Source organism: Neotabrizicola paludis, from assembly GCF_044142105.1.
Lineage (GTDB): Bacteria > Pseudomonadota > Alphaproteobacteria > Rhodobacterales > Rhodobacteraceae > Pseudogemmobacter.
Genome location: NZ_JBGTYM010000002.1, coordinates 253,031 through 266,806, shown reverse-complemented (window position 1 = coordinate 266,806; position 13,776 = coordinate 253,031). Strand labels below are relative to the sequence as shown.

Genomic DNA, 13,776 nt, shown 5'->3' with positions numbered 1-13,776 from the left:
GATTCAGCAGTTTTCTTCGAAAGACGCCGCGCAGAGTTTTCAAGACCTCCGGCGTTCCGGCGGGTCAGATCTTCTGCAGATCCGCGATCAGCGCATCGACATCGCCCTTGCGCTTGTCGAGCATGGCGCCGATCTCGGTGCGTTCGGAGGCGAGCATGTTCACGCCTTCGATGATGATGTTGAAGAACAGGTTCTTGCCCGCCTTGTCCGAGACATGCCAGCGCACCTCGAAGGGGCTTTCGCCCTTGAGATAGGCGGTCGAGATCACCTCGTAATAGGATTTCAGCGGCCGGGCATCCTTGACCTCGATCTTGCCGCCGATGAACTCGCGGAAGCGGCGGCCATATTTGCGGCTGATATAGCCCTGGAAGGCCTTGGTGAAGGCCTTCATCTGCGCCGGGCTGGCCGAACGTGCGGCGACGCCCAACGCCGAGCGCGCAATGGTGGGCACATCGGCGTAGCGGGTGAAAAGCTGTTCGAAAGCCGGATACATCTGCGCTTCGGACTTGCCCGAATTGATGACGCCATTCACTTCGGCCACGACCTTGTCGATCAGGGCGCGGGCCTGGTCGACATCCAGCGCGCGGGCCGGCAAGGCGCCGAAAGCCGCGGCAGCGGCGAAACCGGCACCGACAAAGGCGCGACGGGAAAGCACGATGTTACTGGCCATAGGGATCCTCATAGGGGTCGATGAAGCCGCCGTCGCCTGCCGCGCCATCCGCAGCCCCGTCGGTCTGGCCCAGCTCGAACCGGCGGTTCTGAAGATAGAGAAGCCGCGCCTGCGCATAGCTGTCGGCGCTTTCATATAGGATCGAATCGACGGTGTTTGAATAACGCTTGCGATCATTAAGCCGTGACAGGAGCTTTATGACCCGGACTGCGACGGCATCATCGCCCTCGAACACGGCGTTCAGCGGGTCGAAGGCGATGTCGACCACCTCGCCCACCGCATCGCGCGCGGTCGAGGGTCCAAGCAGCGGAAGTTCCAGATAGGGGCCTTCGCCGACGCCCCAGACATGCAGCGTCTCGCCGAAATCGGTCTTGTCGCGCGGAATGCCCGCTTCGGTCGCGACGTCGACCAGCCCGCCCAGGCCGAAGACCACGTTCACCGCGAATTGCGCGGCATTGCGACCGGCGCCCTCGACATTGCCCTGCAAGAGATGGTTGGCAAAGCTGCCCGGCAGGCTCAGCGTGTCGGCGACGTTGGAGATGCCCTGGCGCACGGGATTGGGCACGATGCCATAGGCATCGGCGCCGGGCGAGACCAGAAGCGTGTCGACACCCTTGTTCAGCCCGTGGACGGCCCGGTTCATCGGTTCCAGCGGGTCATTGATGCCGGGCGCCGAAGCGGTGCCCGAGGCGCAGGCGGCAAGGCAGAGGGGCAATGCCAGCGCCATGAGCGCCCTGCTTGCCGATTGCGATCCCGTCCGTTTCGCCTGCCCCATGCCTAACCACCCTGCGCAGCCCTGTTGGTGCCGCGCAGGCGGGCACGGTCGCATCACCATGCCCGGCGGGCGCAGACCTGTCAGCCTTACGGGTTGCTTTCGGCCATGACAACCGCCATTCGTTACGGAAGCAGGGCGGTGGCGAGGATCGGCCAGAGCATGTCGGTGTCACCAGGGGCGGACAGCCTGAAGGGCCGATCCGAGATCAGCGCGGCGCGGCGCCTGTCGCGCAAGGCGATCTCCGCGGCCTTCCTGTTCTCGGTCTTCATCAATCTGCTGATGCTGACCTCGCCGCTTTACATGTTGCAGGTCTATGACCGGGTGCTGGTGTCGCGCTCGGAGCCAACGCTTCTGGCGCTGACCCTGCTGATGGCCTTCCTGTTCCTGATCATGGGGCTTCTGGATCATGCCCGCGGCCGGGTTCTGGCCCGGATCGGGCTGCGGTTTCAGGAGGCGCTGGACGGGCGCGTTCTGGCGGCGGCCTTTCGGCGCCTGGCAGTTTCCCCGCGCGACACCAATGCCTTGGCCGCCCAGCGCGATCTGGAGGCCGTGGCGCGGCTGTGGAACTCGCCTTTGCTGGCCGCCCTGATGGACCTGCCCTGGTCGCCGGTCTTCGCGGCGGCGCTGTTCGTTTTCCATCCCTGGATGGGGGTGCTGGCGCTGGCGGGGGCAGCGCTGCTGGCTCTGATCACCGCGGCGAACCAATGGGCGACCGAGGCCCGGCTGAACGAGGCGACCTTGGCAAACCTGGCCGCCGACCGCCAGGCCGAGAACCTGAAATCGGAATCCGAGCTGATCCGGGCCCTGGGCATGACCGGCCATGCCTTCGCGCGCTGGCGGCGACTGCGGCGGCGGGCCCAAGCCCTGGGGGCCGCGACCAGCGACACCGCGGGCGCCTATGGCACGATCTCGCGGATTTTCCGCATTTTCCTGCAATCAGCCATGCTGGGCCTTGGCGCCTGGCTGGTGCTGCGGGGCGAGCTGTCGCCGGGCGCGATGATCGCGGGGTCGGTGCTGATGGGCCGCGCATTGCAGCCGATCGAGATCGCGGTCGGGCAATGGCCGGTGCTGACCCGCGCGCGCGCCGCGCGGGCGCGGCTGGCACGGTTGCTGACCGATGTCCCGCCCGAGGCCCCGCGCACCGCCCTGCCCCGCCCCGCCGCCCGGCTTGAGGCGCAGGGTCTGGTCGTCGTGCCGCCGGGCGAAGCGCAGGCGACGCTGCGGGGCGTGTCCTTCGCCCTCAGCCCCGGTCAGGCCATGGGGGTGATCGGGCCGTCGGGTTCCGGCAAATCCACGCTGGCCCGCGCGCTGATCGGGCTGTGGCGGCCCAGCGGCGGGCGGGTGCGGCTGGATGGCGCGACGCTGGACCAATATGACCCGGACGTGCTGGGCAGCTATATCGGCTATCTGCCGCAAAGCGTGGCCCTGTTCGACGGCACCATCGCCGAGAACATCGCCCGGCTCGATGCCGGGGCCGACCCTGCCCGCATCGTCGAGGCGGCGCAGAAGGCGGCGGTGCATGAGATGATCCTGCAATTGCCGCAGGGCTATGATACGCCGGTCTCGACCATGGGTGGGCGTCTGTCGGGCGGACAGATCCAGCGCATCGGGCTGGCCCGGGCCTTTTACGGCGATCCGGTCATCCTGATCCTGGACGAGCCGAATTCAAATCTGGACAATGACGGGTCGAACGCGCTGAACCAGGCGATCCGCTCGGCCAAGGCGATGGGCTGCGCCGTGCTGATCATGGCGCATCGTCCGGCGGCGATCCAGGAATGCGACCTCTTGCTGGTTCTGAAAGACGGCATGGTGCAGGCCTATGGCCCGCGCGAGAAGGTGCTGCGCGACACGGTGAAGAATGCGGGCGAGATCGCGCGTTCGACCGCGCCGGGGGGCGTGTCATGAGCGCCGACGAGAAAGCGGACGGGCCGGAGATGCCGCCCCTGACCCCAATCAAGGTCAGCTACGGTTTTGGCGGCGGCATTGGCGCCGTGGCGCAGGGCATGGCGCCCCCGCCGCCCGAGACCGTGGCCCCCGAAGCCACGGCCGAGACGAAACCCGAGGCCCCGCGCGATCTTCCGGTGCCCGTGCCACCCCTGCCCGCCCCGCGCCCGCCCGCCCGCTTTGCCGCGCCTGCCGAAGATGCGGGCGAGAGTGGCCCGCCACCCTGGTCGATGAAACGCCCGCTTTGGCAGGGCTTTGCCGCGCTGGTGGTTCTGGTCTTCGGCTTCGGCCTCTGGGCCACCTTCGCGTCGATCTCGGGGGCGATCGTCGCCTCGGGCCGGGTCGAGGTGGAACAGAACCGTCAGGTCGTGCAGCATCCCGATGGCGGGGTCGTGTCGGAAATCGCCGTGGTCGAGGGCCAGAGCGTGCAGGCGGGCGATGTGCTGATCCGGCTGGACGGGGTGCAGATCCGGTCGGAATTCACCATCGTCGACGGCACCCTGACCGAAATCCGCGCCCGCAAGGCCCGGCTTGAGGCCGAGCGCGATGGTGCCGCAACCGTGACCTTCCCCGCCGACCTGCTGGACGAGGCCAAGGCGCGGCCCGAAGTGGCCGAACAGGTCGAAGGGCAGCGCAAGCTGTTCGAGGCGCGGGCCGAAACCTCTGCGCGTGAGGCCGAACAGTTGGGCCAGCGCATCGAACAGATCAAATCGCAGATCACCGGAATCGACGCCCAATCCGCCGCCTTGGAGATCCAGCTTGGCCTGATCCGCAAGGAGTTGGCCAGCCAGCAATCCCTGTTGGACAAGGGGCTGGCCCAGGCCTCGGCCGTGCTGGCCCTGCAACGCGAAGAGGCGCGGCTTATGGGGTTGGTGGGCGAGCTGACCTCGCAGCGCGCCCAGGCGGGCGAGGGCATCACCGAAAACGAGGTGCAGATCACCCGCATCGGCGTGGTCCGGCGCGAAGAGGCGACGACGGAACTGCGCGAGATCGGCCCCCAGGAACTGGAACTGGCCGAAAAACGCCGGGCCCTGGCCGAACAGATCGACCGGCTGGACATCCGCGCCCCGGTCTCGGGCCAGGTGCTGGGGCTGGCGGTGACGACGCCGCAGGCGGTGCTGCGCCCGGCCGATCCGATCCTGTATATCGTGCCGCAGGACCGCCCGCTGGTGATCTCGGCCCAGGTGCCGCCGATCCATATTGACGAGGTCCATGTCGGGCAGGCGGCGGAACTGGTCTTCTCGGCCTTTTCCGCGCGCATGGTGCCGCATCTGAAGGGCAAGGTGACCGTGGTCTCGGCCGATGCGCTAAGCGATCCGCAGACCCGCGCCGCCTATTACCGGATCGAGATCGTGCTGGATCCGGGCGAAGTGGACAAGCTGGGCGGGCAGGCTCTGGTGCCGGGGATGCCGGTCGAGGCCTTCATCCAGACCGAGGCGCGCTCGCCCGCGGCCTATCTGCTGAAACCCTTCACCGATTACTTCGCGCTGGCCTTCCGCGAAAGCTGAGGTGCGCCCGTCTTGCCCCGGCTGCGGCCTGTGGCTAGGGTCGCCCGCAACCAGCAACCGCGGAGAACCCCCATGTCGATCGAAGCCCGCCTTGCCGAACTGGGCGTCACCCTGCCCGCCGCCCCCGCGCCTGCGGCGAATTACGTGCCCTTCGTCGTCTCGGGCAACCTGGTGCATATCTCGGGCCAGATCAGCCAGAACGAGGCCGGGTTGATCAAGGGCAAGCTGGGCGCCGATGTGACGGTGGAGCAGGGTGCCGAGGCGGCGAAGCGCTGCGCCATCTCGCTTCTGGCGCAGCTCAAGGCCGCCTGTGGCGGCGACCTGTCGCGGCTGGTGCGGGCGGTCAAGCTGACGGGTTTCGTGAATTCGGCCCCGGATTTCACCGACCAGCCCAAGGTGATCAATGGCGCGTCGGATTTCCTGGTCGCCGCCCTGGGCGATGCCGGGCGCCATGCCCGCTCGGCCGTCTCGGCTGCGTCGCTGCCGCTGGGCGTCGCGGTGGAAATCGACGCGATCTTCGAGATCCGGGTCTAGGCCCCATGCCCGCCCCAAGGGTGCCCCTGCCCGACAGCCTGCTGCGCCTGCCCGTCGCGCATCGTGCCCTGCATGACCGGGCGGCGGGGCGGATCGAGAACAGCCCCGCAGCCATTCAGGCCGCCATCGACGCAGGCTATGCGATCGAGATCGACCTGCAATTGTCCTCGGATGGCATCGCCATGGTGTTCCATGACGACGACCTGGACCGGCTGACCGCCGAAAAGGGCCCGGTCCGGGCGCGGACCGCGGCGGAGCTGGGCAGGATCGTCCTGACCGGCGGCAGCGACAGGATCCCGACCTTCGCCCAGGTGCTGGCTCAGGCGGCGGGCCAGGTGCCGCTTCTGGTCGAGATCAAGGACCAGTCGCTGGTCATGGGACCAACCGACGGGCGGCTTGAGGCGGCAACCGCCGAGGCACTGCAGGGCTACAAGGGCGATGTCGCGGTGATGTCCTTCAACCCGGCCGCCATCCATCACATGGCGCGGCTGGCCCCCGGCATCCCGCGCGGCCTGACCACGGCGGCTTATGATGCCGAGGGCTGGGCGCCGATGCCCGAAGAGATCTGCGCCCATTTCCGCGCCATCCCCGATTACGATGCCACCGGGTCAAGCTTCATCAGCCACGAGGCGGGCGATCTGGCCCGCCCGCGCGTGCAGGAGCTTGCCGCGCAGGGGGCAGCGCTTCTGTGCTGGACGATCCGTTCCCCCGCCGAAGAGGCCGCCGCCCGCCAACATGGCGCAAACGTGACCTTCGAAGGCTATCTCTCGCCCCTTCCGGCTTGACGCGCCTTCCCGGCGCGCCCAGCTTCATCCTGACAAAAATACCCTGCGGGGGGTCGGGGGGCGGAGGCCCGCCGGGTCTCTTCGCGACGACAGGCCGTCATGCCCGAGATCACGCTTCACGACAGCTTCACCGAGATCGACGCCGCCGATTGGGACGCGCTGGCCGCGCCCGAACAGGCGACGGGCCGCGCGCTGGACCCGTTCACCACCCATCGCTTCCTTGCGGCGCTGGACCGCTCCGGCTCGACCGGGCAGGGCACCGGCTGGACTCCGAAGCCCCTGATCCTGCGCGATGGCAGTCGGGCAGTGGCGGCCATGCCGCTTTATGCCAAGACCCACAGCCAGGGCGAATATATCTTCGATTTCGGCTGGGCTGAGGCCTTCGAGCGGGCAGGCGGGCGCTATTACCCCAAGCTGCAAGTGGCAGTGCCCTTCACCCCGGCGACCGGCAAGCGGTTTCTGGGCGCGCCCGACCACCGGAGGACGCTGGCCGATGCGGCAATCGGGCTGACGCGCGGCAATGGACTCTCGTCGCTGCATGTCACCTTCTGCACGGCGGATGAGGCCAAGGCGCTGGCGGGGCATCAGGGGCTTTTGCACCGGGTCAGCCAGCAATTCCACTGGCAGAACCGCGGCTACACGAGTTTCGACGACTTTCTGGCCGACCTCTCCAGCCGCAAGCGCAAGATGATCCGCAAAGAGCGCGAGACGGCGCGGGCGGCCGGGCTGACGATCCGGGCGCTCACCGGGGATCAGATCGAACCCCGGCACTGGCAGGCCTTCTGGCGCTTCTATCAGGATACGGGCAGCCGCAAATGGGGCAGCCCCTACCTGACCCGCGCCGCCTTTACCGCCTTTCATGACACGATGCGCGACGACATCCTGTTGGTCCTGGCCTTTGATGGCGACCGGCCGGTGGCGGGCGCGCTGAACTTCATCGGCCGCGACACGCTGTACGGCCGGTACTGGGGCTGCATCGAGGATCACCCCTGCCTGCATTTCGAACTGTGCTATTATCAGGCCATCGACTGGGCCATCGCGCAGGGGCTGCACCGGGTCGAGGCGGGGGCGCAGGGCGAACACAAGCTCGCCCGCGGCTATCTTCCGGCCGAGACCCATTCGCTGCACTGGATCGCCGATCCGAGCTTCCGCGACGCGGTGGCGGATTTCCTGGCGCGCGAGCGCGCGGCGGTGGATGAGGAGATCGGGATCCTGACCGCCTATGCGCCTTTCCGGCAGGCAGAGCGCCCATGACCGCCCCCCGGGGGTTTCACACCCCCGGACCCCCGTGGGATATTTAGGAACAGAAGACATCAACAGGATCGAGTCGCCATGCTGACCTTCTACACCAACCCGATGTCGCGGGGCCGGATCGCGCGCTTCATGCTGGAAGAGATCGGCGCGCCCTATGAGACGGTCTTTGTGAACTTCGGCGAGGAGATGAACCACCCCGATTACCGCGCCATCAACCCGATGGCCAAGGTGCCCGCGCTGGTCCATGACGGCCATGTCGTGACCGAGGTGGCGGCGATCTGCACCTATCTGGCCATGGTCTTTCCCGAAAAGGGCCTGATGGCCGAGGACAAGGCCGCCTTCTTCCGCTGGATGTTCTTCGGCGCCGGGCCGCTGGAGCAGGCGGTGGTGAACAATTCCTTCGGCTGGGTGCCGAAGACGCCGCAGGAGTCGGGCCGCACCGGCTATGGCAGCCTCGAACGCGTCAGCCGCACCCTGACCGAGCATCTCGAGCGGCACTATTACCTGGCCGACAACCGCTTCACCGCCGCCGATGTCTATGTCGGCAGCCAGGTCGGCTGGGGGCTGCGCTTCGGAACCATCCCGGCGAATGACACGTTGAACGCCTATTGGGAGCGGATCGCCGCCCGCCCCGCCCTGGCCGCCGCCAATGCCAAGGATGACGCGGCCATGCCGCCAAAGGCCTGACCCCGAGCCTGAGAAGGAGCTTCCCCATGCCCGCAACTCTGCTGACCGACCAGGATCGCAAAGCCCATCTGCCCGCCCTGGGACGCGCGGGCTGGCAGGCGGTGGAAGGCGAGGACGCCATCCGCAAGATCTGGAAGTTCCGCAATTTCTCGCAGGCCTGGGGCTTCATGTCCCGCGCCGCGCTGAAATCCGAGGCGATGAACCACCATCCCGACTGGCGCAATGTCTACAATGTGGTGGATGTCACGCTGTCCACCCATTCGGCCAAGGGGCTGACGCAACTGGATGTCGATCTGGCGCTGGCCTTCGACAAGATGGCGGGCGATGCCGAGACCCAGACCGATCATGGCGCGCCCATCGAATGCCTCTGCGGCACGGCCCCGAAAGCGGAATAGACTTCCTCTTGGCCCGGATACGCTCGGGGGGCAAGCAGCCCCCCGGGCGTTTCGGCACGGCTCAGATCTGCGCCAGCAGCGTCTCGCCGCCCGAGATCTCGCATTGCCCGGCATTTTCTTCCAGGTTCAGCTCTTTCACCACGCCATCCTCGGCATAAAGCGAATAGCGCAGCGAACGGCCGTAAAGCCCCGCCTGAGGCCGGTCGAAGGACAGGCCGATCGCCTTGGTGAACGCGCTGCCCGCATCCCCCAGCATGGTGATCCCGGCTTGGGTCGCCCCGGTCGCCTCGCCCCAGGCTTTCATGACGAAGGGATCGTTGACCGAGACACAGATGATCTCGTCCACGCCCTTGGCGCGGAACTTGTCGGCCGTGCGGGTGAAGCTGGGCACATGTGCGGTCGAGCAGGTGCCGGTATAGGCGCCGGGCAGGCCGAAGATCACGACCTTGCGGCCCTTGACCAGCGCCGAGACCTTCACCTCCTCAGGTCCGTTGCCGCCCATGCGCAGAAGCGTGGCCTCGGGCAGCGTGGCCCCTTTCGTCAATTTCGTCATTCTGGCGTCCTCGCGCGTTGAACCTCTTCCCCATCCGGTTATAGGGTCGCCGCCGGACAATGCCAGAGGGGGGTATGCGATGCGGGTGGTGATCGTGGGGGCCGGACAGGCCGGTGCCGCGCTGGCGGCGAAACTTCGCGCCCTGGGCCATCAGGGCCCGATCACCATGATCGGCACCGAAAAGGCCCCGCCCTATCAGCGCCCGCCGCTGTCGAAGGCCTATCTTCTGGGCGAGATGGAAGAGGAACGCCTCTGGCTGCGCGCGCCCGATTTCTGGACAGAGCAAGGGATCACCCTGAAACTGGGCCAGCCGGTTTCCGCCATCAACCCCGCCGCCCGGACCGTCACCGTCGGCACCGAGACCATCCCCTATGACGCGCTGGCGCTGACCACCGGCTCGGTGCCGCGCCGCCTGCCCGCTGCCATCGGCGGCGATCTGGCCGGGGTCTATACCGTGCGCAGCCTTGAAGATGTCGATGCGATGCGGGCCGAATTCACCCCCTGCCGCCGCGTCATCATCGTCGGCGGCGGCTATATCGGGCTTGAGGCGGCGGCGGTGGCGGCCAAGCTGGGGCTTCGCGTGACCGTGCTGGAAATGGCGCCGCGCATCCTGCAACGCGTCGCCGCGCCCGAGACCTCGGACCATGTCCGCGCGCTGCATGCCGACCATGGCGTGACCATCCTGGAATCCACCGGGCTTGAGCGTCTGTTGGGCGAGACCCGTGTCACCGGCGCCCGCCTTTCCGACGGGCGCGAGATCCCGGCCGATTTCGTCATCGTCGGCGTCGGCATCGCGCCCGACACCGCGCTGGCCCAGGCGGCGGGTGTGGCTTTGGACAATGGCATCGCCACCGATGCATTCGGCCGCACCTCCGACCCGGCGATCTGGGCGGCGGGCGACTGCGCGTCCTTCCCGCACAAGGGCGGCCGCATCCGGCTGGAATCGGTCGGCAATGCCATCGATCAGGCCGAGGCCGTGGCGGCCAATATGCTGGGCGCCGCGGAACCCTATCAGGCCAAGCCATGGTTCTGGTCGGATCAGTTCGACCTCAAACTTCAGATCGCCGGGCTGAACAGCGGCTATGACCATGTCGTCACCCGCCGGGCGGCGGATGGCGCGACCTCGTTCTGGTATTACAGGGGCGACCAGCTTCTGGCCGTCGACGCGATGAGCGACAGCCGTGCCTATATGGTGGGCAAGCGGCTGATCGATCAGGGCAAATCGCCCACGCCCGAGGCCATTGCCACGACGCAGGACCTCAAGGCACTGCTGAAATGAGGATCACATGAGAATCGTGGGCGGCACCCGCCGCGGGCTGGTGCTGGCCGATCTGGGCGAGGGCGACGCAGAGGCGCATCTGCGCCCGACCTCGGACCGGGTGCGCGAGGCGATCTTCAACCTCCTCACCAATTCCGCCCGCGAAAACCCGGTGCCCGGCGCGCGGGTGCTGGACCTGTTCGCCGGAACCGGCGCGCTGGGGCTCGAGGCGCTGTCGCGCGGCGCGGCGCGGGTGGCCTTTGTCGATGACGGCGCCAAGGCGCGGGCTCTTCTGCGGACGAATATCGAGAAGATGCAGGCCATGGGCGTGACCGATGTCTGGCGCCGCGATGCCACGCGGCTGGGGCCGAACCGGGGGCCGGGCTATGGCCTCGTCTTCCTCGACCCGCCCTATCGCAAGGGGCTGGGCGAGGCGGCGCTGGCCTCGGCGGTCGAAGGCGGCTGGCTCGCCCCTCAGGCGACGGTGGTCTGGGAAGAAGGCACCGCGCCCCTGCCGCCTGCGGGGTTCGAGATGCTGGACCAAAGGAAATATGGCGATACCCTAGTGACCTTGCTGAAAGCCCCCGGATGACCCGCCCCCAGGCCGTTCTGTTCGATTGCGACGGGGTGATCGTCGACAGTGAAGGCCCGACCTTCGATCTTCTGATCGAGGATCTGGCCACCCATGGCCTGCGGCTGACCCGGCAGCAGCTGGAGACCGACTATATCGGCGGCACGATCGAGACGGTCGCGGCGCGCGTCCGCGACAAGGGGACGCCGCTTCCCGCAGATTGGGTCGCACGGTTCTATGACCGCATGTATGCGATGCTGGCGCAGGGCACGCCCCTCGTTTCCGGCATCTTGACCGTCTTCGACGCGCTGGATGCGGCGGGCATTCCCTATGCCGTCGGCTCGAACGGCACGCCCGAGAAAATGGAGATCAGCCTGGGCCAGCACGGGCTGATCCCGCGCTTCCGCGCCGTGCTGTCCGGGCAGGCCATGGGCCGCCCCAAGCCCGACCCGGCGATCTATATTCAGGCCGCCAGGGCCTGTGGCGCCGATCCCGCCGCCTGCGTGGTGATCGAGGACAGTCCCTCGGGCGCCAGGGCCGCCCTTGCCGCCGACATCCCCTGCCTCGGCTATGCCGGGCATGGGCCGGACACGCCCCCCGCGCACCAGCTTGCCGCTCTGGGCGTGCCGCTCTTTGCCCGCATGGAAGATCTTCCCGGGCTTCTGGGCCTCTGATCCTTTCTTGGACAACACTCCGGGGTCCGGGGCAAAATCCCGGGGCCTCCCCATGACGCTGCGTTGCGGATGACTTCCGCCCCTACCCGCGCCATGGTCTTGCCCAAGGGAGAGCCACATGACCGCCTATCGCCATCTTCTGTCGCCCATCACGCTCTCGGGCGTCACGCTGCGCAACCGCGCCCTGATGGGCTCGATGCATACCGGGCTTGAGGAAACCGGCGACTGGTCGCGCGTTGCCGCCTTCTATGCGGCGCGGGCGGCGGGCGGGGCAGGGCTGATCGTGACCGGCGGCATGGCGCCCAACCGCGAAGGCGGGGTGTTTCCCGGCGCGGCGGGGCTGTTCAGCGACACGGATATCGCCAACCACCGCCGCGTCACCGATGCCGTCCATGCCGAAGGCGGCCATATCGCGATGCAGATCCTGCATGCCGGGCGCTATGCCTATGGCAAGGATTGCGTCGCGCCTTCGGCGATCAAGTCGCCGATCTCGCCCTTTGCCCCGCGCGAACTGGACGAAGACGGGATCGAGAAACAGATCGCCGATATCGCCACCGCCGCCGCCCGCGCCACGGAAGCGGGCTATGACGGGGTCGAGGTCATGGGGTCCGAAGGCTATTTCCTCAACCAGTTCCTCGTCCCCCATACCAACCGCCGGACCGATCGCTGGGGCGGGCCTTACGAAAACCGCATACGCCTGCCGGTCGAGGTGGTGCGCCGTGTGCGCGCCGCGCTGGGGCCGCAGAAGGTGCTGATCTACCGCATCTCGCTGATCGACCTGATCCCCGAAGGCTCAAGCTGGGACGAAGTCCTCACCCTCGCCCGCGCCATCGAAGCCGCCGGAGCCAGCGTGCTGAACACCGGCATTGGCTGGCACGAGGCGCGGGTGCCCACCATCGCCACCTCGGTTCCCCGCGCCGCCTTCGCCGACCTGACCGGGCGGCTGCGGCCCGAAGTCTCGATCCCGCTCATCACCTCGAACCGGATCAACACGCCAGACGTGGCCGAAGACCTTCTGGCGCGCGGCATGGCCGATATGGTCAGCATGGCGCGGCCCTGGCTGGCCGACCCGGATTTCATCGCCAAGGCGGCGGCGGGGCGGGCGGGCGACATCGCCCCCTGCATCGCCTGCAACCAGGCCTGCCTCGATCATACCTTCTCGGGCAAGCTGACCTCCTGCCTCGTCAATCCGCGCGCCTGCCATGAAACCGAACTGCCCCTGCCCCCCGTCGCCACGCCACGGCGCATCGCCATTGTCGGCGCCGGACCGGCCGGGATGGCGGCGGCGATCACGGCGGCAAATCGCGGCCACAGGGTCACCCTGTTCGAGACCGCCACCCGGCCGGGCGGCCAGCTGCATCTGGCGGCGGCGATCCCGGGGAAAGAGGAATTCAAGGGCCTGATCGACTGGTTCACCCGCCAGCTCGACCATCCGCTGATCACCCTCCGCCTTGGCGAAGCCGCCACCGAGGACAGCCTGCAAGGCCAGGACGAGGTCATCCTCGCCACCGGCGTTACCCCGCGCGATCCGGGGATACCCGCGGAACCCGGCGCGACGATCCTGTCCTATCTTCAGGTGCTGAAAGGCGCGCCCGTGGGCAAACGCGTCGCCATCATCGGCGCGGGCGGCATCGGCTTTGACGTCGCCGAGTTTCTCGCCGAGGCCGGGCAAAGCCCGACGCTGGACATCGGGGAATGGCGCAAGGAATGGGGCGTAGCGCCGCCCTGGACGGCGCGCGGCGGTCTGGTCGACCCGCAGCCCGAACCGCCCGCCCGCGACATCTGGCTGTTGCAGCGCAAGCCGGAAAAGCCGGGGCGGCGGCTGGGCAAGACCACGGGCTGGATCCACCGCGCCACCCTGGCCGCGAAAGGCGTGAAAATGCTGGGCGGCGTCGGGTATGAGCGGATCACCCCCGACGGCCTCTGGATTACCGGACCCGACAACCAGGAGCCGCAGCTGCTGGCCGTCGATGCCGTGGTCCTCTGCGCCGGGCAGGACCCTGCCCGCGATCTGTCAGCCAAGCTGGCCCAGGCGGGCATCTGCCACCATCTGATCGGCGGGGCGGATGTCGCGGCCGAACTTGACGCGAAACGCGCCATCGACCAGGCGGTCCGGCTGGCCGCGACACTATAGCCGGGGCGCGGGGCACGCCGCCCCGCCCGCCGGC

At 68.0% G+C, this 13,776-nt stretch carries 14 protein-coding genes; 11 read left to right on the top strand and 3 right to left on the bottom strand.

Annotated features, from left to right (window positions below; genetic code table 11):
• Positions 1 to 64 precede the first annotated feature (64 nt).
• Both ACED67_RS06350 and ACED67_RS06345 read right to left on the bottom strand, forming a co-directional pair.
• On the bottom strand, positions 65 to 670 hold the full coding sequence (locus ACED67_RS06350; RefSeq protein WP_395540737.1) for an MlaC/ttg2D family ABC transporter substrate-binding protein: 606 nt from the start codon (positions 668 to 670) through the stop codon (positions 65 to 67).
• Positions 660 to 1,397, bottom strand: a complete 738-nt coding sequence (locus ACED67_RS06345; RefSeq protein WP_395540736.1) for an MlaA family lipoprotein — start codon at positions 1,395 to 1,397, stop codon at positions 660 to 662. Before ACED67_RS06345 ends, ACED67_RS06350 begins: the two co-directional genes overlap by 11 nt.
• Before the next feature lie 207 nt (positions 1,398 to 1,604).
• Between ACED67_RS06345 and ACED67_RS06340 the strand changes: the two genes are divergently transcribed.
• From ACED67_RS06340 to ACED67_RS06310, 7 genes are all read left to right on the top strand, one after another.
• Positions 1,605 to 3,350 (top strand): type I secretion system permease/ATPase, encoded by a 1,746-nt coding sequence (locus tag ACED67_RS06340; RefSeq protein WP_395540735.1) that lies wholly within the window; start codon positions 1,605 to 1,607, stop codon positions 3,348 to 3,350.
• A 269-nt stretch (positions 3,351 to 3,619) separates the two neighbouring features.
• Positions 3,620 to 4,897, top strand: coding sequence for an HlyD family type I secretion periplasmic adaptor subunit (locus ACED67_RS06335; RefSeq protein ID WP_395541138.1), 1,278 nt, complete (start codon positions 3,620 to 3,622; stop codon positions 4,895 to 4,897).
• 72 nt (positions 4,898 to 4,969) lie between these two features.
• Entirely contained in the window at positions 4,970 to 5,431 is a 462-nt protein-coding gene (locus ACED67_RS06330; protein WP_395540734.1) for a RidA family protein, read from the top strand.
• A gap of 5 nt (positions 5,432 to 5,436) precedes the next feature.
• Positions 5,437 to 6,216, top strand: coding sequence for a glycerophosphodiester phosphodiesterase family protein (locus tag ACED67_RS06325; protein ID WP_395540733.1), 780 nt, complete (start codon positions 5,437 to 5,439; stop codon positions 6,214 to 6,216).
• A gap of 99 nt (positions 6,217 to 6,315) precedes the next feature.
• Complete coding sequence (locus ACED67_RS06320) at positions 6,316 to 7,470, top strand: GNAT family N-acetyltransferase (protein WP_395540732.1); 1,155 nt, start codon at positions 6,316 to 6,318, stop codon at positions 7,468 to 7,470.
• 78 nt (positions 7,471 to 7,548) lie between these two features.
• Complete coding sequence (locus tag ACED67_RS06315) at positions 7,549 to 8,157, top strand: glutathione S-transferase family protein (protein ID WP_395540731.1); 609 nt, start codon at positions 7,549 to 7,551, stop codon at positions 8,155 to 8,157.
• A 26-nt stretch (positions 8,158 to 8,183) separates the two neighbouring features.
• Positions 8,184 to 8,552 carry a 4a-hydroxytetrahydrobiopterin dehydratase gene (locus ACED67_RS06310; RefSeq protein ID WP_395540730.1) on the top strand — a complete coding sequence of 123 codons (369 nt, stop codon included), beginning with the start codon at positions 8,184 to 8,186 and terminating at the stop codon, positions 8,550 to 8,552.
• 61 nt (positions 8,553 to 8,613) lie between these two features.
• On the opposite strand, the gene ACED67_RS06305 is transcribed toward ACED67_RS06310, so the two are convergent.
• The gene (locus tag ACED67_RS06305) at positions 8,614 to 9,105 is read right to left on the bottom strand and encodes a peroxiredoxin (RefSeq protein ID WP_395540729.1); all 492 of its coding nucleotides are present in this window, start codon (positions 9,103 to 9,105) and stop codon (positions 8,614 to 8,616) included.
• A 79-nt stretch (positions 9,106 to 9,184) separates the two neighbouring features.
• Between ACED67_RS06305 and ACED67_RS06300 the strand changes: the two genes are divergently transcribed.
• The 4 genes from ACED67_RS06300 (at position 9,185) to ACED67_RS06285 (ending at position 13,742) form a co-directional block, all read left to right on the top strand.
• Entirely contained in the window at positions 9,185 to 10,384 is a 1,200-nt protein-coding gene (locus ACED67_RS06300; RefSeq protein ID WP_395540728.1) for an NAD(P)/FAD-dependent oxidoreductase, read from the top strand.
• A gap of 7 nt (positions 10,385 to 10,391) precedes the next feature.
• Entirely contained in the window at positions 10,392 to 10,955 is a 564-nt protein-coding gene (gene rsmD, locus ACED67_RS06295) for a 16S rRNA (guanine(966)-N(2))-methyltransferase RsmD (RefSeq protein ID WP_395540727.1), read from the top strand.
• Complete coding sequence (locus tag ACED67_RS06290; protein WP_395540726.1) at positions 10,952 to 11,608, top strand: HAD family hydrolase; 657 nt, start codon at positions 10,952 to 10,954, stop codon at positions 11,606 to 11,608. Before rsmD ends, ACED67_RS06290 begins: the two co-directional genes overlap by 4 nt.
• 118 nt (positions 11,609 to 11,726) lie before the next feature.
• Positions 11,727 to 13,742, top strand: coding sequence for an oxidoreductase (locus tag ACED67_RS06285; RefSeq protein WP_395540725.1), 2,016 nt, complete (start codon positions 11,727 to 11,729; stop codon positions 13,740 to 13,742).
• Positions 13,743 to 13,776: the final 34 nt, after the last annotated feature.